Source organism: Kordiimonas sp. (genome assembly GCF_048264555.1).
In the GTDB taxonomy this organism is placed as follows: domain Bacteria; phylum Pseudomonadota; class Alphaproteobacteria; order Sphingomonadales; family Kordiimonadaceae; genus Kordiimonas.
In genome coordinates this window covers 45,140-67,606 of sequence record NZ_JBLXCX010000008.1, presented here as the reverse complement: position 1 = coordinate 67,606, position 22,467 = coordinate 45,140, and the positions used below count along the sequence as shown (strand labels likewise).

Here is a 22,467-nt window from a genome sequence, read left to right as displayed (position 1 = left end):
CACACGGGGAAATGTTATGAGGAAATCTCAGAGCCCGATACTAGGCGAGATGCCAAGAAATATCGGCCTGTTTGCAGGGCGGGTGCTGGCCGCCCTACCTGCCACACCGCTAGACCTTGCGCTACAGGCTGTGGTTGACCGCATCATCTCTAGCCATCCAGACGCCTTTTCCCGCCTCCATCTCACCCCAGGTACCCTATACAGAATTGCCGCGACGGATGTCGGCATCGCCTTCATGGTAATCGCCAATCCCGGAGGCTTCAGGGTAAAAACCGCGCCAGCCTCCCACCTAGCACGTGCCCACGTATCGATTGAGGCACCGATTAGTGCGCTCATCGCGCTCCTTGAGGGAAAGAGCGACGGCGACGCGCTGTTTTTTGCACGCAACATCCAGGTTACGGGGGATACGGAAGCGCTGCTAATGCTCAGGAACGCCATAGATAGCGTGGAAATCGACTTCCGTGCCGAGCTACTTTCTTTCCTAGGGCCCGCAGAACCGATAGTGCGGCGCACGATACAGCTCGGCAGTTCGGTACATAGTACCTTGCTATGTCATAGCCAACAGCTACAGAACTGGTTTCAGGCCCGCCCGATGATGCAAGTGGCGGCATTGAACACGAAGGTTCGCCAGTTGAGCGACGACCTTGCCTCTCTGCGCAGGCAGGTCAGAATAGCTCAGACCCGCCATAAGAAATCGACCGTCACCAACGCTACGCATACAGAGAAAGCCCCTTTATGACCACAGCACTTGAACTTGTGTGTCCCGCTGGCACCCCGGCTGCGCTTCGCGCCGCAGTCGAAGCCGGGGCAGATGCTGTCTACCTCGGTTTCCGGGATGAGACCAATGCCCGCAACTTCCCAGGGTTGAACTTTTCGGTCGCGGAGCTTGAAGGGGCTATAGCATATGCACACAAGGCGGGACGGAAGGTGCTACTGGCGGTAAACACCTATGCGGACGCGATCGACCCAACCCCTTGGCATCGCGCCATAGCATACGCCAGCGAACTTGGTGTGGACGCCATCATCCTCGCAGATATCGGTCTTCTGGCCTACGCACGGGAGCAATACCCGGACCTACGGCTACACCTTTCTGTGCAGGCATCAGCCTCGAACGCTGCGGCAATTAATTATTACTCAGAAACATTCGACGTGCGCCGGGTGGTGCTGCCGCGCGTCCTGACGGTACCAGAGATCGCCAAACTCAATCAACAGATCAATGTCGAGACGGAAGTTTTCGCCTTTGGCGGCATGTGCCCGATGGCTGAGGGACGTTGCACACTTTCTTCCTACGCGACCGGACAGTCTCCCAATCGGAATGGCGTTTGTTCGCCCGCGAGCCATGTAGACTATGTACGCGAAAAGGACGGTCTGACCAGCCGACTTGGCGGCTTTACCATCAACCGCTTCAATGACAACGAACAGGCAGGTTACCCCACTCTTTGCAAGGGACGGTTCCAGGTATCGGGTGCACACGGCTACATCTTCGAAGAGCCCACGAGCCTTGATATTCGTTCTATCCTGCCAAGCCTTGTGAAGGCGGGTGTCCGCGCCCTCAAGATCGAAGGAAGACAACGTAGCAAGGCCTATGTGCGGCAGGTGGTGTCGGGCTTTCGCAGCGCCATCGACACCATCGGCACAAGTGCGCCGAGCGCCAACCTTGCCACCATCTCGGAGGGCAACATCACCACTACGGGAGCTTACGGGAAAAAATGGCTGTAGAAACTTTCAGACTGTCCCTCGGGCCACTGCTTTTCAACTGGCCGGTCGATACATTCAGGGATTTTTATTTTCGTATTGCCGATGAGGCTGATATCGACATCGTCTATCTCGGCGAAGTTGTCTGCGCAAAACGCCGACCTTTCCACCTAGTGCATTATGAAGAAATCATCCACCGGCTGAGATCGGCGGGCAAACAGGTGATTCTCTCGGGCCTTCAACTGGTGATGGACGGCAAAGACATGGCGAGCGTGGAGGAAACCCTGACGCTCGCCGAAGAATATCTGATCGAGGCCAACGACATGTCGACTATTAGCCTGCTCAAAGACCGCCCTCACGCACTTGGTCCCTCCATCAACATCTACAACCCTGAAACGCTGGCTCATTTCGAACATGGTGGAGCGACCCGCACCTCACTCAATGCCGAGCTACCAAAGTCGACGCTGGCGGCACTGGCGACCACTGCCAAAGGCGATCTTGAAGTGCAGGTTTTTGGCCGCGCGCCACTTGCCATCTCCGCGCGCTGCTTCCATGCACGCGCGAACCACCTGACGAAGTCTGGCTGCCGATATGTCTGCGAAAACGACCCGGACGGGCTAACACTCGATACACTTGACGGTCAGGCCTTTCTCGCCATCAATGGGCTACAGACACTGTCCTACAAATATATCAGCCTGCTGGACGAACTGCCGGTGCTGATGCAAATGGGTATCAGGGATTTCCGCTTGTCCCCACACACTGGCAACATGGCTCAGGTAGCCAACATTTTTCGCGCCCGAGCAGCGGAATGGATTTCAGGGGAAAAAGCCTGTGCTCTCCTCGACGAACTATTGCCCGACGTCCAGTTCTCGAATGGTTTTTTCCACGGTCAGCCCGGCCACACTCAGCGTGGTGCCATAGAATAACCGAGCTATCAAGGTACGCAACAAACCTGCTTGCCCCCCTGCCTAAGTTCCTTCGCAAGCGCCTGCAGGTCGGCGTGCGGCATGCCAAAGTCGTCACGCCAGCGGCCGTGCGGCTCATAGAGCGCGATAGAACGTACCGCACTTCCATCAAGAAGGCTCGGTAGTGTGCCAACATCTTCGGGCTCCACTGCAACTAGAAGAACGGCTTCCATACGCTCTCCAATAACGCCGCCCAGTTCGCCGGGCCTGGTATGGCGGTGCAGACCCTCACCAAAGGCAATCACTGGCATACCGTCGCCGACTGTCAGTACAAAACCCAACATCTCGCCTGCACGGCACGGCCCCATTAGCATCATGCGAATGATACTGGTTGTCTTGCGCCAACCGCGCAGGAGACGCCAGATATGGCGGCAGGCAGGTATGATACCCGGTGGCAGCAGTGGCATATGACGCCAAGCGAACACCTCAGCCCACACGCCTGTCTCGTCGGCAAAAGTACTGCCGGCCGTGACCTGTTCGAATCGGACACCGGGGTCGACATTCTGACGCCGTAGATAGCGGCACATCACGCTGGAAGCAACAATGGTCGTGCTACTCGCGCGTTCGCGCCGCAGCAGGTCCAACACGCCACCCAAATGCTCTGGATGGCCATGGGTGATGAAAATCACCGCAGGCACATCCTTGAAGACGGTCCCCTTCGGTGGATCGATATAGATATCGCTGTCCTCTGGCCCAGTTATTCGGAAACCGGACCAGCCGAGATAGGTGATGTCAGGCTCTTGGTTACCAATCGTCTTTGTCATGCGGCATCCCTGTGTTCAGACGTGATCTCAGGTGCCGGGCAATGGGTATGCGCCTCTCCAAGCGCCTTGTAGTTGCGTATCAGGCCCCGGAACATGCGGATGTAATGCCACGACCAGTTTTTCGGCCTCCACAGTCCCATGCGCATAACTGCGCGACGAATTACCCTTGAATAGGCTTTACGCATAAGCGCATAGAGTCTTTTTTGGGGCGTTTCAGTCGGTAGTAGGAAATGTTGCAGGTCATAGAGCTGCCTGTCGGGCGAGACGATGTCCTTTTGCACCTTGCGGTATAGCGGAGTGCCTGGGAGCGGCGTCAGCGGCGTGAACTCGGTCAGTATTATGGCTGGGTGGTCGCGCACATAGTCATCAATGGCCTGGAAATCGGCGGCTTCGAAATGCGGTTCAACAAGGAACCCTGCGCTCATGCCGATACCAAGATCGGCAAGGATGGCAAGCGCTTCCTCATCCCGTCCCTTTTCGACCCTTTTACCGGTGCGCTTCAACGCCTCATAGTCAAGGGATTCAAGGCCTGACATTACAAGTTGCAGGCCCACCTTCGCCCACAGTTCAAACAAATCACGATTCTCGACGATAGAGTCGACCCGCGCATAGGTGAAATAGCGTTTGTTCACGCCGCTCTTCAACAGCTTTTCGCCAAGCTCCCACATCCGCGCCGGGTCATGGAAGGCATGATCGTCGCAGAGATAGATAAATTCTTCTTCAAGCCCGAATATCTCTTCAAGCAGTAGTTCGGGCGAACGCGGGATAAAACCACCGTGGGAATAGACCCGGCACGAACAGAAGACACAGGGGAAACTGCAGCCCACCGAACTGCGTACGGCAGCCACCCGGCGCTCCCACAGGTAATAATATTTATTCCTGTAGCGGCTCGTAAGCTTACGGTCCGGCATCGGCTGATGGTCAAGCGTGCGGGGCAGCCCACGCGGGCGCGTGGGCACAAGTTGTTCACCCTGACGGATCATCAGACCGGCAATATGCCTGAAATCGCGCCCACCTTCTGCAACCGTATCACATATCTCAGCAAAGCTTTCCGTGCCCTCGCCACGCACCACGAGGTCAATAACAGGATCAAGGAAATCCTGCGGCCAGACGGTGGGGTGATGCCCACCCACTACCGTGACACAGTGTGGCGCCGCGAGACGGCAAAGCGCCAACACCCGCTTAGCGCTGTCTACGTGCACCACCTCCGAGGTGACGCCGACAACGTCAGGGATAAACTCCCGCAAGGTGGGCATAAGATCACTCGGCGCGACCTCCATGTCCACAAGACGCACCTCGTACCGCGTGCCGACCACAGCGCCGAGCAACTCAAGGTTCAGCGGTTCGATTTTGGCAATATTCTTAAGCCCTATGGTGCGAGTGCCGCATGGCGGATTTACGAGCAATATCTTCATCATCTCTCTCCTACGCGGCGCGGCTAGATGAACCGGCATGACGGCCAGAAACCAGCCAATTCAGCGTGTCGACTATGCTTTGACCAAACGGTCGGGGCGCTAGTCCCAGATCACGACAAGCCCGGCAGTTGTCGAAATACCAGTAATAGCGTGAGAGACGAACGGCCGACGCCGTCACGCCAGTGTGAGGAAAGATGGTTTCTGCAGCACGAGCGGCAGCAAGTGTCAGTGCAAAGGGTAAACGCCAGCGCGGGGCGCTGGCACCTGTCACGCTGGCCACTTGCTCCACAAACTTGGAAAGGTTGATATTTTGCCTTCCTGCGAGGATATAATGCTCTGCCGGATCATGATGCCCGAGCGTAGCAACCACCGCATTCGCCACATCTCGCACATCAATCGGGTTGATGCCACCATGGGGCACAACAGGCAGTTGTCCTCGCGCCACAAGGTCGATTAGCTGTGTGCTGTTGCGCAAACTATCGCCAGGGCCAACCACAAAGGACGGGCTCAAGACCGTGACCGGCAACCCAGCAGCCCGGTCGCTGAGTGCTAACTTGTGCGCCACCCGTTTTGCGGTGATATAATCCACCCCCGTCTCATGGATATTGAAGGGCGAATTTTCATTAAGCGCAAGTTCGGGCGTGTTCTCCTGAAGTGCCCCAACCGCCGAGGTAGTAGACATGAAAACAAGTCGTTTCACACCGCCCCGCCGGGTAACTTGGAGCGCGTTCTTCGCTCCCGCCACATTCACGCGAATAAGGTCGCCCCTATCCCGGGCACTCGTGGACACAAGGCCCGCAAGATGAATAATAGCATCTGCGCCCTCAGTCGCTTCAGCAAGCGCGCGCAGGTTGGTCACGTCGGCATGACGCACGACGACCCGGTCAAGCTCTGGTGTCAGCCTTGCAGATGGACGCAGGATGGCAACCGGCCGGTAGCCTCGCTCTAGAAGCGCCTGCAGCACGTGTTTGCCGATAAAGCCCCCGGCGCCAGTAACTGCAACGCTGCTTCCTTGTGGTACAGCCTCCATCCTTCTCCCTCGTCTGCGTATCTGAATGATTGTCGCAAACCATAGGAGGCAAAGGAAAAGCAGGATTGATCTGGATCAACTGATGGTGATTTTCATGTCCCTTTTATCACCAACCGCGGGGTCAGCATCATAGCACCATAATGTACCACGAAAATGAGGAAGGCGAGCGACCACAGCACACCCGACATCATGACACCACTGGCATAAAATTCTGGTATCAGGGACGCCACGACACGCAGCAACGCGGCTGTAAACAAGATCACATACAGCCAGCAGCCGACCGCACCAGCGGCAAGCTCGCGTCCGGTATGCCCAAGAGTGGCTCGACTCATGACCGCTACGGTCATCATGCCCATCAGCCCCGCTGTCAACGCATGGATACCGGCAGAGGGCATCGGCACGACCTCTGGTAAGGCTGCGGCAAACCCCAGGAGCACCAGCCCGACAGGTAGCCACAGATACGCCACATGCAATACAAGCACGAGCGCGTTGCGCCAAGGCACCCAACCTTGCCAGCGTGCCAGGCGCACAAACTGCAAGGCACCTGCGAGGATAAGCATCACACCTGTGGGCGTGCCTTCAGGCGCCATGCTCCAAAAGGCGAGCGCGAGCACGGTCAGCGCCAGCACCGCCTTGTCGAAACTGTTGAATGGGACCGGTCGTGCTGCCGCTCCTGACTTTATCAGCCAGTTTGTGGTGAAACTGGGCACGATACGCCCACCTATAAGCGCGATCAGGACGGAGATAACCGAGAGCGCAGCCCGCACCGCCACGTCACTGTCAAGCATGCCAAGACGCTCAACATGGAAGGTAATGTTCCCAAGTGCAAACAAGCCTACAAGCAGGCAAACAGGCGCATTACGCCAGTTCTTGCCCGCCTTCACTTCCCGCGCAGCGACAAAAGTCATGATAATGAGAAACAGGCTATCACCACCGGCACGCACGAGATCAGGCACCGGGGCGAGCATGAGTACGCGACCGAAAAACCAGAGCAACACAAGGCATGCAAGCGGAGCACCCGAGATCGGCAGCCGCCCGGTCCAGTTGGGAATGGCTGTCAGCAGAAAACCTGCGATGACTGCGGCCAGATAACCGAAAATCATCTCATGGATATGCCAATCGAGCGAAACCATGCCGGACGGCAACGTCCCGCCGTGGAAAAACAGATAGAGCCAGCCGGGTACCAAGAGGAAACCGGTTAGACCTGCCATCAGGAAAAATAGCCTGAAGCCGTGGCTCAGGAACGCTGGACCATGATACTGTTGTCTTGCCACTTTCAAGCCTTTCTACCGTATCCCCTGCCATTCAAAAACACTCATAAAGTTCTATCACAATCCCTAGGGTGGAGCCCAGATGCAACATGGTCGCACCCGGACCCCTGAGGGAACTCTTGTGCTAGAATTTTGCGCCCAGCATGATCCAGAACTTGGTCGTATCGGTGGCAAAGGCGTCGGCGTTATAATGCGCGGCCTTAACCACCAGATTCAGGTATTTGTTCAACTTCTTGCTGGCCTGAAAATTCCATTCGTTGCCGTAGGACACGTGCCCAACATCTGACCGAAAGTCATGGTAGACGGCCAGTAGCTTGAGGTCCGAGAGCGCACCGTCGCCCGGCACGGTATAGGCAAGCGAGGCATAGATATCCTGCAAGCCCTGCCGCGGTGTGCTGAGGAATTTATCTGCCCAGCCGTTGAACTTGTGGAGTGTGGCAAGTGGGGTTTGGAATGCAACGCCGCTATCCGATCCCAGAACCTCATAATCAAGGCCAAACTTCACGCCGGAGATAGAAACATCAGCACCCAGATGCCAAAGGTCGGCGGCGAAATCGTCCGGGTTGTCCTTGTGGTCGGTCTGACGCGCATATTCGGCCTGGTACCCCACCTTCACGCCCCCACCTACGTCCGTCTGACCGGTAAACCGCACGCCATGGGTAGCGCTTGAAAGCCCGAGCGCCGGTATGTCATTGAACTTCAGTAGGTAGGAATAGGCCGTCAGTTTGCCGAAACTAAAACCGGAATAGGTAACATTAAAAAGATGCGTATTGGTACCAAGGTCACCAAGGGGGTGACCCTTGCCGAAAATGCGGTTCACGTTCCAAACATAGCCGTATATGGCCGTGAGGTCCTTGGCCGGTGTCAAGATCGCAGTTGCTGCGTCATAAGTCTGGTCATTCTGCCGCCAGCCAACGGTGCCAATGAAACGCTGGTCATCAAGGTTCATACCCTGTCGGCCCACTTTCACCGTCGCGAAGTCGTTTTTATACTGCGCGTATGCCTGGTTGAGCTCGGTCACTTCAGGGTCGGCCACCACGGGATAGGCGGTGTTGCCATTGACCGCGCTGTTATAGTGCTGCTTGCCGACCGAGGTGACATTGGTGGCTTCAAGGTAACCGCTGAAGCCATGCACATTGGCAGTCGAGTACCAGATTTTGGTCAGGAGCGTGGATGCCGTCGCGTTTTTCGCGAGGCCATCCTGATCCACCAGCTCAAGGCGGTAACGGAACTCCAGTCCCGCGTCGCCTTTGGTGAAAAGGTCCTCAAGTTCTTCAGCGTGGAGGGGGAGGCTGCTATTCAGCGCGGAACTGGCCAACGCAGCCATTAACAGGGAGGTCTTTTTCATGGCTTGTCTCCTTTAAACCACCGAACTTCCTCGTTTTAGGGCCTTCTCCCAAGCCCTGGACTGATCCAAGTCAAGTCGATGAAAAATATGAAGAATACATGTATTTTTCCACCTTTCTCAGGAAACAAGCCGACTAAAACGCCCCTCCTCAGGTCTATAAGAAAGCAATTCTCCGCTATCGATATGGAAATACCAAGCATGCAAGGTCAGACGCCCGGCCCTCACCGCACTGCGCACCCATGGATACCCAGCTAAGTGCCGGATCGAGACAAGAACGCCTTCCATTTCGGCAAGCCGAAAGCACTCCTCGCCCTTGCAGCCGCCGCAGTTCTCCACCACGGCCTCCTTCGCCGGCGTGAGAATCGAAACCCAGTCGGCAATATAATCATCCTCGCCAGCATCATGACGTGCCATCGGATCGTCAGCCATCAGCGCTGCGATACCTCCACAGCCGCTATGGCCCATAACGATAATATGCTCTACCCGAAGGTGATTGACGGCGAACTGGATGGCGGCGCCCAAGGATTTATGGTGCGAGCGTCCTTTTTCATAGGGTGGTACGATGTTGGCAACATTGTTGACGACGAAAATCTCGCCTAGCCCAGCATGAGTCAGGATAACAGGGTTCACCCGGCTATCACTGCAACCAATGATCAAGCTTTTTGGGCTTTGGCCCTGAGCCGCCCATTCCCGATAAGCTTCATACTGCTTGTCGAGATACTGGCCGCGAAAAGAGCGGTAGCCGTCGATCAGTTTTTCATATGCGTCCATCTTGCTGACCCTAAGCCGTATCGCACCAGCCTATAGCGAAGCTGCAAGATCAAATCCCGCAATCTTTGCTTTTCGAGCGAGGTCCAGAATGTAAGACTGAATTCCATGACGGATACTCCTTGTATGCAGATATTCGCGGATACGCCCCTCAACCTGCTCGAACGGCAGCGGTAACATTGCCCCTTCAGCCGCGCGGAAGCGTTCTATATTGTGGTCATAATAGCGGCGGCAGGCAGCCTCGTCCGCCTCTGGGCTTGAGACCTCTTGCTCGATAAGCTCCAGCGCTGCCTCATCGACCAGATCCGCCTCAGCATTATCCTTCAGCAAGCCTTTTTCGACCGCTTCCTGACGCAACAGCTCCCTCACCAATAGTGCCTTGGCTGCTTCATCGCGAGCGGCTTCCCGGGTGGCTGACGGGTGATACTGCATTTCTTTAAATACAGCATCGTCGCTGATTTCCGTTTTGTTCACATAGATTGGCATGATCAACTCCTCCTGCGTACGATCTGGTAGCCGGACCGAAACAGATACTTGATCGGAGCCGACAAGACGTGCACCAGCCGCGTGAATGGAAACAATACAAAGATGGTAAGCCCCAACACGATATGCAGTTTGAACACCAATGGTTCATGCAGCACAAAGTCGGCAGCGCCCGTGCGGAAGGTGGCAATATGCTGCGCCCAGTTAGCAAGTGCGATCATCGAACTGCCGTCGGCATGCTGGGCAGAGAAAGGAATGGTCGCGAGGCCGAGTATCAGCTGAACATACAGCACGAGAAGAATCATGATATCCGCCGGACGGCTGGTGGCGCGGATGCGCGGGTCCGTCAGTCGGCGGATGATCAGTATGGTCATGCCAACGAAGCAGAGCGTACCAAAAATACCACCCGCCACCATGGCAAGCGTCTGTTTGGTGGCCGCTGTCATGACGGCGTGGTACACCGGCTCCGGCGTCAGAAGGCCAACAAAATGACCGAAGAAGAGTAAAATGATGCCAACATGGAAAAGGTTGCTACCAGCGCGCATGCCTCGCGAGCGCAACAATTGGCTTGAGCCCGCTTTCCAGCTATAGGGGTCTTGATCGTACCTGAGGATCGACCCCATTACCATAATAACGATGGCGAGGTAGGGATAGATTCCGAAGAAAAAATCGTTGAGATAATTGCTCATATCCCGCTCCTATTCTAATGCGTTGCGGTTTGGCGGGGTTTGGCCGGTGTGCCTTGCGGGCATACCGAGCAATCCGCACCAATGCCGTCGAAGGCCGGTGTTTCTTCCCACTCTTTGTCAAGCGCAGCGAGGCTCGTATCCTCACGGCGGGCATCCTCAACTGCCTGTTCAACAAATTTTGGGTCGATTTTGACATTCGTCAGGGCCACAAGTGCCCTGAACACATGCTGGTACGGGTTCTTACGCAGTTTCAGTTTTGCCCCAATCGCCTCAAGTATGTGGGCAACCTCGCCAAGATAATCCTGCGCCTCATCAAATGGACGGAGAGACAGGAATTCAAGAAACACTGGTAGATAATCTGGCAGTTCACGTTGCGCGAGCTTGATTCCGGCAGTTTTATACAGCCCCATGAGATCAACCATGGCCTGACCACGGTCCCGGCTTTCACCGTGCACATGCTCAAACAGGTAAAGTGAATGCACACGTGAGCGGTCAAAAGTTGCGACATATTCCTCCTGCAGGCGCAGCAGATTGCGTCGACCCAGATCGTCGATTAAGGCGAATAGCGGCTTGTGCAGCTTGGCGGGCAAAAGTCCGTCACCTGCAATGGCTTCCCTGATCTCACCCGCGTGCTGTTGCAACTCCACACTCGGGTAGGAAAGAAGCATCCCTAGAAGTTTGATCGTATTCATTTTTGCCTCCCAACATTGCCGCTCATAGTGTTTTTGTGGGTCGGGCCGCCAAACAGGCCGCCTGAACGCGCCGAACCGCTAGAACAACCGTTGCCAAAGCTGAAGCCACAGGCAGACCGGCTCTCGAACGCAATATCGTTGTCGAACGGGGTTTTGCCCGCATATTCACGGTGATTAGTAGGAATGACGAAGCGGTCGTCATAGTCGGCAAGAGCCATGATCTTGTACATGTCCGCCACCATGCGTTCATCAAGACCAACACGGTCCAGGACCGCTTTATCTCCAGACCCTGCGATGGTTTTGCCCCGCATGAAGCTCCGCATGGCCAGCATGCGCTCAAGCGCATGCACCACTGGCTCTTCCCGACCTCCAGTCAGCATATTAGCGAGATACTTGACAGGTATGCGCAGGCTTTTCACATCTGGCATGATGTCGTCACCGGCAACCTTGCCTTCTGCATAGGCGCTCTGAATCGGCGATAATGGCGGGATATACCAGACCATAGGCAAAGTGCGATATTCCGGATGCAACGGGAAGGCTACCTTCCAGTCGATCGCCATCTTGTAAACAGGCGAACGTTTAGCAGCGTCGAGCCAACTATCCGGCACACCATCTTTGCGGGCCTGCTCAATCACTTTTGGATCGTGCGGGTCGAGGAAGATGTCGCACTGGGCCTTGTATAGATCTTCCGGGTCCTCGGTTGCGGCAGCTTCCTGGATGCGCTCAGCATCATAAAGTAACACACCGAGATAACGGATGCGGCCCACGCAGGTTTCCGAGCATACGGTCGGCTCGCCATTCTCAATGCGCGGGAAACAGAAGGTGCATTTCTCCGACTTGCCGGACTGCCAGTTGAAATAGATTTTCTTGTACGGACAGCCCGAGACGCACATGCGCCAGCCACGACATTTGTCCTGGTCGATGAGCACAATGCCGTCCTCCTCCCGCTTGTAAATGGCACCTGATGGGCAAGCCGCCACACAGGTTGGGTTAAGGCAGTGTTCACAGAGCCTCGGCAGATACATCATGAAGGTGTTTTCGAACTGGCCGTATATGTCCTTCTCGACCTCCTTGAAGTTATAGTCCTTGCTGCGTTTCTCGAACTCGCCACCAAGGATTTCTTCCCAGTTCGGCCCCCATTCCGGCTTTTCCATTTTTTGGCCGGTAATGACCGAGTGTGCCCGCGCCGTTGGTGGCGTCTTCACCTCGGGGCTGTTTTGCAGGTGGTCATAATCGAAGGTGAAGGGCTCGTAATAGTCATCTATCTCCGGCAAATCCGGGTTGGCGAAAATTTTTGCCAGCAGGCGGATCTTACCGCCCATTTTTGGCTGGATTTTACCACCTGACTTGCGTTCCCAGCCACCGTTCCACTGGTCTTGGTTTTCCCAGTCGCGCGGGTAACCAACACCTGGTTTGGTCTCCACATTGTTGAACCATGCGTATTCAACACCCTCACGGCTGGTCCAAACGTTCTTGCAAGTAACAGAGCATGTGTGACAACCGATGCATTTATCGAGATTGAGCACCATGCCGATTTGTGCACGAATTTTCATCTCATCTACTCCTATTCGGCTGCCGTCGTGGTCGCGAGTTCCTCGCCCCACTCAACATTTTCGGCCTTGCGGACCACCACAAATTCATCCCGGTTTGATCCCACGGTTCCGTAGTAATTAAAGCCATAGGAAAGCTGAGCATATCCACCGATCATATGCGTTGGCTTCACCACAGCCCGTGTAACGGAGTTGTGGATACCGCCGCGACCTCCAGTTGTTTTTGATATCGGGGTGTTGATGATCTTTTCTTGCGCGTGATACATCATTGTCATGCCTTCCGGCACACGCTGGCTTACCACCGCCCGGGCCATGATTGCGCCGTTCGAGTTATAGAGCTCGATCCAGTCATTATCCTTTACATCAATCTTGCGAGCGTCGATCTCCGACATCCACACGACGGGACCACCCCGATTAAGGGTCAGCATCAGCAGGTTATCGGAATAGGTTGAGTGGATGCCCCATTTCTGGTGTGGAGTAATCCAATTAAGCGCCACCTGTTTCTGACCATCACCAAATTTATCGATGACCGGAGCGATAGTTTTGGTGTTCACAGGTGCCTTGTAAACACAGAAGCCCTCCCCAAAGTCACGCATCCATTCGTGATCCTGATAGAACTGCTGGCGGCCAGTGAGTGTGCGCCATGGAATAAGCTCATGCACGTTGGTATAGCCAGCGTTATAGCTAACATGTTCATCCTCGAGGCCCGACCAAGTAGGCGAAGAAATAATCTTGCGCGGCTGAGCCTTAATGTCGTGGAAGCGGATTTTCTCCTCTGCCTTCGACTTAGCGAGATGGGTATGCTCTCTGCCGGTGATCTTGCCGAGCGCTGCCCAAGACTTGACCGCCACTTGGCCATTGGTTTCTGGCGCGAGCGAAAGCACAACCTCGGTCGCATTCACGTCCGTCACGATCATAGGCATGCCTTCATTGGCACCGGTCTCGTCATGCACACCGTTCAATCGGCCGAGAAGCTCCACTTCCTCTTCCGTGTTCCAGGCAATGCCCTTGCCGCCGTTGCCGACCTTGCTCATGAGCGGGCCGAGCGCGATGAAACGCTTGTAGGTGTTGGGGTAGTCCCGCTCTACTTCAATGATGGAAGGCATGGTCTTACCTGGGATGGGCTCACATTCACCCTTCTTCCAGTCAGTGACACCAAGTGGCTGGGCCATTTCGCCCGGCGTATCGTGCAAGATTGGCAAGGTGACCACATCCTTCTCAACACCAAGGTGACCGACACAAACCTCCGAGAATTTCTCAGCCAGACCTCGGTATATGTCCCAGTCACTGCGGCTTTCCCATGCTGGGTCTACTGCGCGAGTCAGCGGGTGGATGAAGGGATGCATGTCAGACGTGTTGAGGTCGTTCTTCTCATACCAAGTGGCAGAGGGCAGAACGATATCCGAATACACGCATGTGGTAGACATACGGAAGTCGAGCGTGACCACCAGATCGAGTTTGCCTTCGGGTGCTTCGTCATGCCACACGACCTCGCTCGGCCTTAAGCCGCCGGTTTCCCCCATATCCTTACCAAGAAGGCCATGCTGGGTGCCAAGCAGATGCTTGAGCATATATTCATGCCCCTTACCTGACGAACCCAGGATATTCGAACGCCAGATAAACATATTGCGTGGGAAGTTTTTCGGATCATCCGGATCTTCACAGGCAAAGGCCAGCTCGCCTGACTTCAATTTGTCTACTACATAGTCGGCAGCTTTTACTCCTGCCTTTTCCGCAGCTCTGGCGACCCTTAACGGGTTGTCATTGAGTTGGGGTGCAGAAGGCAACCAGCCCATGCGTTCGGATTGAACATTGCAGTCCAGGAGTGTGGTATTCTTCCACTTCTCCTTATCCGCAAGCGGGGAGAGGATTTCATCCACGTCAAGCTTTTCATACCGCCACTGGTTTGAGTGGTTGTAGAAGAAGCTCGTGGAGTTCATGTGCCGAGGCGGACGCGACCAATCCAGCCCGAAGGCTAATGGTTGCCAGCCCGTCTGCGGACGCAGCTTTTCCTGCCCCACATAGTGGGCCCAACCACCTCCCGACTTGCCCACACAGCCGCACATGATCAAGAGGTTCATGATACCCCGATAGATCATGTCCATGTGGTACCAGTGATTGACGGCGGCGCCGAGGATCACCATTGAGCGACCCCGCGTCTGGTCCGCATTGGTGGCAAACTCGCGAGCAACTTGAATGACCTTGCGACGGTCTACGCCAGTGATTTTTTCCTGCCATGCCGGAGTATAGGGTACATCGTCGTCATAGCTTGCGGCTACATTGTCACCACCCAGACCACGGTCCACACCATAGTTCGCAACCATCAGGTCAAAAACCGTCGCCACCTTCACTGGGCCGTCCTTAGTCTCAATCGTCTTGATAGGTACATTGCGCTCAAGCACGCTACCGTGGTCGGTATGTTTGAAGATAGGCTGGTCGTTGACGATATTACCGAAATACGGGAACGCCACAGCCTCGACTGTGTCGCTGCTCTCAACGAGGGTAACTTTCGGCCAGACATCACTGCCGTCCGCCACATTCTTTAACTCAAGGTTCCACTTGCGGCTTTCGTCCCAGCGTGAACCGATAGTGCCATTTGGCACACACACGTCGCCCGTATTGCCATCAAGGATGACAGCCTTCCATTCGGCGTTTTTGGCTTCGCCAAGAGCGTTTTTCATATCGGACGCACGCAGTAGGCGGCCCGGCACCAATTTGCCATCTTTCTCGTCAAGACGTATGAGGAACGGCATATCGGTATACATGCGGCAATAGTCGTCAAAATACTCCGACTTGCCAGCCGTGTGGAACTCCTTCAACACCACATGGCCCATGGCCATAGCCATGGCGCTATCCGTGCCTTGACGTGGGTTGAGCCAAATGTCTGTCAGCTTCGCTACTTCGGAATAGTCAGGCGTGACGGAAACGGTCTTGGTGCCCTTGTAACGTACCTCAGTGAAGAAGTGCGCATCCGGCGTACGTGTTTGTGGCACGTTCGAACCCCAGGCAATGATATAACCCGAATTGTACCAGTCCGCGCTTTCAGGCACATCCGTTTGCTCGCCCCATGTTTGTGGCGATGACGGCGGCAGATCGCAGTACCAGTCATAAAAGGACATGCACACTCCGCCAATGAGCGACAGGTAACGGCTGCCCGCAGCATAGGAAACCATGGACATGGCTGGTATGGGTGAGAAACCCACAATCCGGTCCGGCCCGTGTTCCTTCGCTGTGTAGACATTGGAGGCGGCGATCAGCTCGTTCACTTCGTCCCAGCTTGCGCGCACAAAACCACCAAGGCCGCGCACCTTCTTGTACTCACGTGCCTTCTTCGGATCGGATACAATGCTACCCCAGGCATCAACCGGGTCGCCAAGTTCGGCCTTTGCCTTACGCCATAGCTCGATGAGACGGCCGCGCACCATCGGGTATTTCAGCCGTGCCGCGCTATAAAGATACCAGCTATAGCTCGCTCCCCGGGCGCATCCACGTGGTTCGTGGTTAGGCAGGTCGGGCCGTGTTTTTGGGTAATCCGTTTGCTGGGTTTCCCAAGTCACAAGGCCGTTCTTGACATAGATTTTCCAGCTGCAAGAGCCCGTGCAGTTGACGCCGTGAGTGGACCGCACCACTTTGTCGTGGGACCAGCGGCCTCGATAGGCTTTCTCCCATGAGCGATCCTCATCGGTGGTGATGCCATGGCCGTCCGAAAATGTTTCGGGAGACTTGCTAAAATAAGAGAGCCTGTCGATAAAGTTGCTCATGATGTTTCTCCAGATCCTCTTTTCGATTATGGATTCTGCACGTAGGCGTTTTTGCGCAGGTAGAACCACCAGTTGGTCAAGATGCAAACGCCATAGAAAATGGTGAAACCGTACAGTGCGAATTCTGGGGTCGTGGCTTTGATTTGTTCACCAAACACCTGCGGAATGAAGAACGCTCCATAGGCAGCAACCGCCGACGTCCAACCCAAAACAGGGCCGGTCTGTTCCTTATCAAAAACCATGGCGATAGTTCGGAAGGTGGAGCCATTGCCAACACCTGTGGCGGCAAACAGCACGATGAACAGGACCAGGAATGGCCAGAAATAATCTTCCGGTGTGGCCGAACCGTAGGCTGCTTTCATATAGTAAGCGACACCCAGTGCGGCCCCAGCCATGATCACGCTAATGATTTGCGTTACACGTGCCCCGCCCCAACGATCAGCCAACATGCCGCCGACAGGCCGAACTAATGCGCCGATAAAGGGCCCCATCCACGCATACATCAGTGCACTGGGCCCACTGGGGTTCGGCGTCGTGTGGGTCATTACCCCTTCTACCAGGAGATGCTGATATCCAAACACCACCTTAATCGCCAATGGCAGCGCGGCTGAAAAGCCAATAAAAGAACCAAAGGTCATCGTATAGATGAGCGACATCGACCAAGTATGCTTGTTACCAAAAATCTTAAACTGACGTGCCAGATTTGTCTGGATTCTGCCGGGAATTAGTTTCATGGCAAAGACTGTCAACGCAATCACCAGCGGTAACACGATGAATTTCGACACTTCCCAACCGGAGCCGCCAAAGCTAGCCGGCAGCATTAACCACAACCCAAAAGCCGCCGTGGCAAAGCCGATTAACAACAATCCGCAAATTTTGCTAAAAGCTGAAACCGCACTGTCAGTATCTGGCGAAACATGCTCGTCCCGGATAGTGTTCATGCCAAACCAGGTGGCAAAAGCCAGAGGGATCAAAAGCAGCAACCAAACCCAACCGGCGTTGAAGATATAGGTCTCTGTACCGGCAGGTATTTTGCCAATCAACGTGCCGGACATGGCCTGCAACGTCATGCTATCGCCGCCGAATAGTGCAAAGGTCATCACCAGCGGCACCAATATCTGCATCGTCGTGACACCGAAATTGCCGAGGCCCGCATTCATACCTAGCGCATACCCCTGTATCTTACGCGGATAGAAGAAACTAATATTTGACATCGAAGACGCGAAGTTGCCGCCACCTAAGCCAGACAGCAAGGCCACCAGTTGAAACTGCCACAATGGTGTATTCACATCTTGAAGAAGAAACCCTGCAGCTGCGGCCGGAACGATAAGCAAGGTGGTGGTTAAAAAGATGGTGTACCGCCCTCCCGCCAGACGGATAAAAAACGAACTCGGAATGCGCAGGGTGGCACCGGAAAGCCCGGCGATAGCTGTAAGAGAGAACAGTTCATCACGCGAGAAATGAAACCCAAGGTTCAGCATCTGCACCGTAATGATGCCCCAATAAAGCCAGACCGCGAAGCCGCACAAGAGCGACGGGATCGAGATCCACAGGTTTCGGCTGGCTATCTTCTGGCCCACTGACGCCCACTGAGCGTCGTCATCAGGGTTCCAGCCATAGAGATCGCGGCCTTTGACCTGCAATTCCATATTCTGTTTCTTTTCAAACATAGTTCTTCTCCTTGTCGGACCGAGAGGGAGACAAGGGCCTCAGCCCTTGAGCCCTTCAAGTTCCGGCAGATTGCGGGGGCCGCGAAGCTCGGGAATGCGTTTCTTATCAAGCCGACGGATGGCGAAGTGCATCCATGTCAGGGCAATGGCAACAAGGATAGTCAGCAGCATGAAGCAACTGGTCCATACACCAATAAAATCATTCATCATGCCAAAGGTGATCGGCAGGAAGAAGCCGCCAAGGCCACCTATCAGTCCCACCATGCCACCGACTGAACCCACATGATCCGGATAATAGACGGGGATGTGCTTGTAGACAGCGGCTTTACCGAGCGACATGAAGAAGCCAAGAATGATTGTCAGTCCCACAAACACTTCAAGCGGAATAGTAATGTTGAAGTTAATGGGTCCTGTGATGCCCGCGACGGTATAATCTGTGGCCGGATATGACATTATGAAGGTGCAAGCAACACTGGCAATGAACGTCCAGTACATGACCGCGCGGGCGCCGTACTTATCGGACAGCCAACCACCAAACGCCCGGAAGATTGAGCCAGGCAACGCGTACGCGGCAGCAAGCATGCCAGCGGTTGCCAACTCGAGTCCGTAAGCACCGACATAGTAGCGAGGGAGCCAAAGTGCGAGCGCGACATAGGCCCCGAACACAAAGAAGTAATATAGCGAGAAGCGCCAAACCTGCAGGTTCTTGAGTGGCTCGAGCTGCTCGACGAAAGAGGGGTGTTTAGCACCTGTCAGCTTGTTCGAAGCATGAACAGGATCATCTTTGGTAAAAATGAAGAACAGCACAGCAGTTACCGCGAGTGTGACTGCATAAACCTGTGCCACACTTTGCCACGCACCCCCGAGCACGACTAAAAGGAGCGGCGCTGCGAAGTTGGTGACGGCAGCGCCGACGTTGCCCATACCGAAGATGCCGAGCGCAGTACCCTGTTGCTCTTTCGGATACCAGCGCGAGACGTAAGCCACCCCGACCGCGAAGCTGCCACCCGCCAGACCAACCCCGAGGGCCGCAACGAGGAACATTTCGTATGTCGTCACCAGGGTCAGAAGATAGGCAGCAAGCGCTGTAGCCAGCATTTGCAGAACATAGACCATGCGGCCACCATATTGGTCGGTCCAGATGCCGAGGAAAAGCCGACTAAGCGATCCTGTTAGCACCGGCGTCGCCACAAGCACACCGAACTGGGTGTCGCTCAGGCCCAAGTCAGCCTTAATCTTGACACCAATAATGGAAAAAATTGTCCAAACAGCGAAACAAACGGTAAAAGCCAGCGTGCTCGCGGTTAGTGCGCGACGCTTTTCCAGTGGTGTTGTCATAGTGCCGTTCACCTTGTCCTCCTGACATGGGGTTATCCGGTTATGGAGGACATTGTGACGGCTTACGGAAATTCGTGATTGATCCATATCAAGCACCACCGTTTTCTTCGGCATGGTGGTGTTTCTCATATGGGAAGGACGTCGCCGATGGCATTGTGTAGACAAAATTGCGCACTACTTTTATGGTTGGAACACTTACGAATGGCACGCTTGGCATTTGTGGAAATGCGCCCGGGACGCTTGAAGCTTGAGCATAGTGACAGAGAAAACTGACCTGGCAGGAAGCCTGCTGAACAAGCTGGGCGAGACTGTTCATCAGCTTCAGCGCGAGCGCGGCTGTGCTGGCCTTTTCCTCGACAGCCTTGGTAAAATCTTTGCGCGTCAATACGACACCCAAAATGGCCGGGTGAACGACGCTGTGGCTGAGCTGCGCACCTTCCTTGCACGCGACGAAGCAAAAAAGGGGTTGCCCAACGGTTTTTGGTCCGACCGTCTGATGCCCCTAATCAACAAATTTGAGCAAATCGACCAAACGCGAGATAAAATACGCCTGCTGGCTTACCGCTACACTCAGGCGCTGAACACCTATACATTCTCCTTCACCGTGCCCACAATCGACATAATGATCGAACTGGCACAGCGACAGGAAGGCTACGACTCGAAACTTGTTTCAGCCTATTCCAACTTCCTGCAATGGAAAGAGCGCCTCGGCATGGAACGGGCACTAGGAGCGCGCGGCTTCCACACCTATTCATTCCGGAATCAGGAATTTTGCGACCGTTTCGTCGCTCTCATCGCCGAGCAGAAAGCCTATTTCGAGACATTTAAAGCGCTTGCCTCTGCTGACCAGATCCAGATTGTAGAGGAACATGTCGAAGCAGGCGATTTTGATGCCCTAGCCGAAGTGAACACCCTTCTGGAAGATGGCGCACCACTCGGTGAAATCGAAAAATATACAGGCGAAGCATGGTTTGAGCTCCTGTCCCGCATGATCGATGGACTGAGAGAGGCAGAGCAAAAGCTGGTAGAGGGCCTAGTGCAAACTGCCGCCAAACCAGCAAATTCGCCCGCGCCTGCGACGCGGCAAAAAGGAGCAGTAGCCCAGATTACACAGTATCGGCCGTTTCTTAAGTCGCTACCCATGCTCGCTGCAATCGATGACCACGAGTTGGACGAACTTTTATCCTTCGCTCAGATCCGCGAATATGAAAAAGACAAGCTATTGTTCTTACGAGACGAGCCTGCCACACGGCTCTATGTCGTTTTACAAGGCTGGGTGAAGGTCTACAACGGACTGGAGACCGGCGAGGAAGCAATCCTCCAGATGCTAGGGAGCGGAGAAACACTACTAGAGGCCGCTGTTTTCCTCGATGTACCTACTCCCGTAAGCGCTCAAGTTGTTGAAAACGCATTGCTACTCTCCATCCCCGCACCCGTTATCCGCCAGCGCATACAATCCAGTCCACAACTCGCTGTCAGCATGCTTAATACCGTTTCATTGCGTTCACAGCGCTTGGTGCAGCAGCTGGAGCTTTCTCGCCTCAAAACCGCCCAGGAACGGGTTGGCTGGTTTTTGCTTAGGCTTGCACTCAACCAGCGCACGCCCGACGGCACAATATATCTTCCTTATGAAAAGTCGATCATAGCCTCCTATCTGGACATGCGCCCTGAAACCTTTTCAAGAACTCTGCAAAAGTTCAAGCAGGATGGCTTCGAAGTCTCTAGTGACCATGTGATAGCTCCGGATCCTTTCTCTCTATGTGAATTTTGTGATGTGGAACTTGCCATCCAGTGCGTACGCGCCAGCACCGAAGAATGCCCTCGTCCCGAACTAAGCGATATCTCATTTCGCAACTAAACTTGATCTGCATCAAACCTCCCCGTCCTCTATCGCGCTAACAAACAGATCTCGAGTGCTCAACTCCGAAGCCTCGGTGCCTACGTTCGGGCTCCCCTTACTCAGAATATGGCACCGGGGCCGCGGCACAACGCCGCCGGGTTTGATAGGGAAACTGCCAAGCCTCTCGTGATTGGAAAGGAGATCTGCTGTGCACCTGACGGACGGTTTCGATCGCACATTCCAGTATCTGCGCCTGTCGGTGACAGACGCCTGCAATTTTCGCTGTAGCTACTGTCTGCCGGAAGGTTTCAAGAAATGTGGTTCCCCGCCACCCCTGAGTAGGGACGAATTGCGTCGCGCCGCCAGGGCTTTTGTTTCACTTGGACTTAGGAAAATCAGGCTAACCGGCGGCGAACCAACCATCCGGCCGGATTTCGACGATATCGTCGCCGACATCAGCACGGTGGGCGGGCTGAAGAAACTCGCCCTTACCACCAACGGCTACAGGCTACACGAACGCGTGGAACGCTGGCATGGACTTGGGCTCAACGCCATCAACGTGAGCCTCGACAGCCTGAACCGGGAAGCATTCAGACGCATCACTGGCCACGACCGTTGCCATGAAGTGCTTCACGGAATCCATCGGGCGCTAGAGGCGGGATTCAGCGATGTGAAGATTAACGTGGTTTATATGAAGGATATCAATGATCACGAAGTGGCGGACTTTATAACGCTCACAAAAACCCTTCCTGTCTCCATCCGCTTCATCGAGTTGATGGAAACTGGCGATCATGCGGCTTTTTTCCGTAACCACCATATTTCCACCGACGTGATCGCTGATCGGTTGAAAATACTCGGCTGGGCCCCAACCATCAAAGCGGCGGATAGCGGCCCGGCCAATGAATTCATGCACACCAACCACGCTGGGAGGATCGGCCTTATCGCGCCCTATTCCAAAGATTTCTGCAAAAGTTGTAATCGGTTGCGCTTCTCGAGTCAGGGCAATCTACACCTGTGTTTATTTGGAAACTTTGGCATTCCTCTACGCGACTATCTGCAGTCTGACGAACAATTTGAGGAGCTACGGGAAAGGCTCATCTCTGCCGTGCGTAGCAAGGATGCCAACCATCAACTTGCTTTCGGTAATGCTGGAATGACCCGCAACCTTTCCGCCATCGGAGGCTAATT

General features: G+C 54.8%; 18 protein-coding genes and 1 riboswitch. Of the genes, 5 read left to right on the top strand and 13 right to left on the bottom strand.

Annotated elements, in window-relative coordinates; translation table 11 throughout:
• Positions 1 to 16 precede the first annotated feature (16 nt).
• From ubiT to ubiV, 3 genes are read left to right on the top strand one after another with little or no spacing between them, the layout of a single operon-like run.
• The gene (ubiT, locus tag ACN0XZ_RS16990) at positions 17 to 739 is read left to right on the top strand and encodes a ubiquinone anaerobic biosynthesis accessory factor UbiT (RefSeq protein WP_417458995.1); all 723 of its coding nucleotides are present in this window, start codon (positions 17 to 19) and stop codon (positions 737 to 739) included.
• Positions 736 to 1,719, top strand: coding sequence for a ubiquinone anaerobic biosynthesis protein UbiU (ubiU, locus tag ACN0XZ_RS16985; protein WP_417458993.1), 984 nt, complete (start codon positions 736 to 738; stop codon positions 1,717 to 1,719). The genes ubiT and ubiU overlap by 4 nt, the downstream gene beginning before the upstream one ends.
• Positions 1,710 to 2,621 (top strand): ubiquinone anaerobic biosynthesis protein UbiV, encoded by a 912-nt coding sequence (gene ubiV / locus ACN0XZ_RS16980; protein ID WP_417458992.1) that lies wholly within the window; start codon positions 1,710 to 1,712, stop codon positions 2,619 to 2,621. The genes ubiU and ubiV overlap by 10 nt, the downstream gene beginning before the upstream one ends.
• Before the next feature lie 8 nt (positions 2,622 to 2,629).
• Here the strand turns inward: ubiV and ACN0XZ_RS16975 are convergent, their stop codons facing one another.
• The 13 genes from ACN0XZ_RS16975 to ACN0XZ_RS16915 all read right to left on the bottom strand — a co-directional run bounded on the left by ACN0XZ_RS16975 (position 2,630) and on the right by ACN0XZ_RS16915 (position 19,439).
• Entirely contained in the window at positions 2,630 to 3,424 is a 795-nt protein-coding gene (locus tag ACN0XZ_RS16975; protein WP_417458991.1) for an MBL fold metallo-hydrolase, read from the bottom strand.
• On the bottom strand, positions 3,421 to 4,839 hold the full coding sequence (locus ACN0XZ_RS16970; protein ID WP_417458990.1) for a B12-binding domain-containing radical SAM protein: 1,419 nt from the start codon (positions 4,837 to 4,839) through the stop codon (positions 3,421 to 3,423). Before ACN0XZ_RS16970 ends, ACN0XZ_RS16975 begins: the two co-directional genes overlap by 4 nt.
• Positions 4,840 to 4,849: 10 nt before the next feature.
• Positions 4,850 to 5,869 (bottom strand): NAD-dependent epimerase/dehydratase family protein, encoded by a 1,020-nt coding sequence (locus tag ACN0XZ_RS16965; protein ID WP_417458989.1) that lies wholly within the window; start codon positions 5,867 to 5,869, stop codon positions 4,850 to 4,852.
• A 92-nt stretch (positions 5,870 to 5,961) separates the two neighbouring features.
• The gene (locus ACN0XZ_RS16960) at positions 5,962 to 7,143 is read right to left on the bottom strand and encodes an NnrS family protein (protein WP_417458988.1); all 1,182 of its coding nucleotides are present in this window, start codon (positions 7,141 to 7,143) and stop codon (positions 5,962 to 5,964) included.
• Positions 7,144 to 7,264: 121 nt separating this feature from the next.
• On the bottom strand, positions 7,265 to 8,488 hold the full coding sequence (locus ACN0XZ_RS16955; protein WP_417458987.1) for an alginate export family protein: 1,224 nt from the start codon (positions 8,486 to 8,488) through the stop codon (positions 7,265 to 7,267).
• Between the two features lie 117 nt (positions 8,489 to 8,605).
• On the bottom strand, positions 8,606 to 9,259 hold the full coding sequence (locus ACN0XZ_RS16950) for a carbonic anhydrase (protein WP_417458986.1): 654 nt from the start codon (positions 9,257 to 9,259) through the stop codon (positions 8,606 to 8,608).
• Positions 9,260 to 9,289: 30 nt separating this feature from the next.
• A complete protein-coding gene (locus tag ACN0XZ_RS16945; RefSeq protein WP_417458985.1) occupies positions 9,290 to 9,742 on the bottom strand; it encodes a hypothetical protein in 453 nt (150 codons plus the stop codon).
• A gap of 2 nt (positions 9,743 to 9,744) precedes the next feature.
• Positions 9,745 to 10,428, bottom strand: coding sequence for a respiratory nitrate reductase subunit gamma (narI, locus tag ACN0XZ_RS16940; RefSeq protein ID WP_417458984.1), 684 nt, complete (start codon positions 10,426 to 10,428; stop codon positions 9,745 to 9,747).
• Positions 10,429 to 10,442: 14 nt separating this feature from the next.
• Positions 10,443 to 11,120: a nitrate reductase molybdenum cofactor assembly chaperone gene (gene narJ / locus ACN0XZ_RS16935; protein WP_417458983.1), complete on the bottom strand. Its 678-nt coding sequence runs from the start codon at positions 11,118 to 11,120 to the stop codon at positions 10,443 to 10,445.
• Complete coding sequence (narH, locus tag ACN0XZ_RS16930) at positions 11,117 to 12,673, bottom strand: nitrate reductase subunit beta (RefSeq protein WP_417458982.1); 1,557 nt, start codon at positions 12,671 to 12,673, stop codon at positions 11,117 to 11,119. Before narH ends, narJ begins: the two co-directional genes overlap by 4 nt.
• Positions 12,674 to 12,684: 11 nt before the next feature.
• Entirely contained in the window at positions 12,685 to 16,431 is a 3,747-nt protein-coding gene (locus tag ACN0XZ_RS16925; protein ID WP_417458981.1) for a nitrate reductase subunit alpha, read from the bottom strand.
• A 26-nt stretch (positions 16,432 to 16,457) separates the two neighbouring features.
• Complete coding sequence (locus ACN0XZ_RS16920; RefSeq protein ID WP_417459036.1) at positions 16,458 to 18,080, bottom strand: antiporter; 1,623 nt, start codon at positions 18,078 to 18,080, stop codon at positions 16,458 to 16,460.
• 60 nt (positions 18,081 to 18,140) lie between these two features.
• A complete protein-coding gene (locus ACN0XZ_RS16915; RefSeq protein WP_417459035.1) occupies positions 18,141 to 19,439 on the bottom strand; it encodes an MFS transporter in 1,299 nt (432 codons plus the stop codon).
• A 256-nt stretch (positions 19,440 to 19,695) separates the two neighbouring features.
• Between ACN0XZ_RS16915 and ACN0XZ_RS16910 the strand changes: the two genes are divergently transcribed.
• Together ACN0XZ_RS16910 and moaA are read left to right on the top strand one after the other, a co-directional pair.
• Positions 19,696 to 21,297: a nitrate- and nitrite sensing domain-containing protein gene (locus tag ACN0XZ_RS16910; RefSeq protein WP_417459034.1), complete on the top strand. Its 1,602-nt coding sequence runs from the start codon at positions 19,696 to 19,698 to the stop codon at positions 21,295 to 21,297.
• A gap of 51 nt (positions 21,298 to 21,348) precedes the next feature.
• A riboswitch (molybdenum cofactor riboswitch) is annotated at positions 21,349 to 21,496 on the top strand.
• Positions 21,488 to 22,465 (top strand): GTP 3',8-cyclase MoaA, encoded by a 978-nt coding sequence (gene moaA / locus ACN0XZ_RS16905; RefSeq protein WP_417458980.1) that lies wholly within the window; start codon positions 21,488 to 21,490, stop codon positions 22,463 to 22,465. (Overlaps the previous riboswitch by 9 nt.)
• Positions 22,466 to 22,467 lie beyond the last annotated feature (2 nt).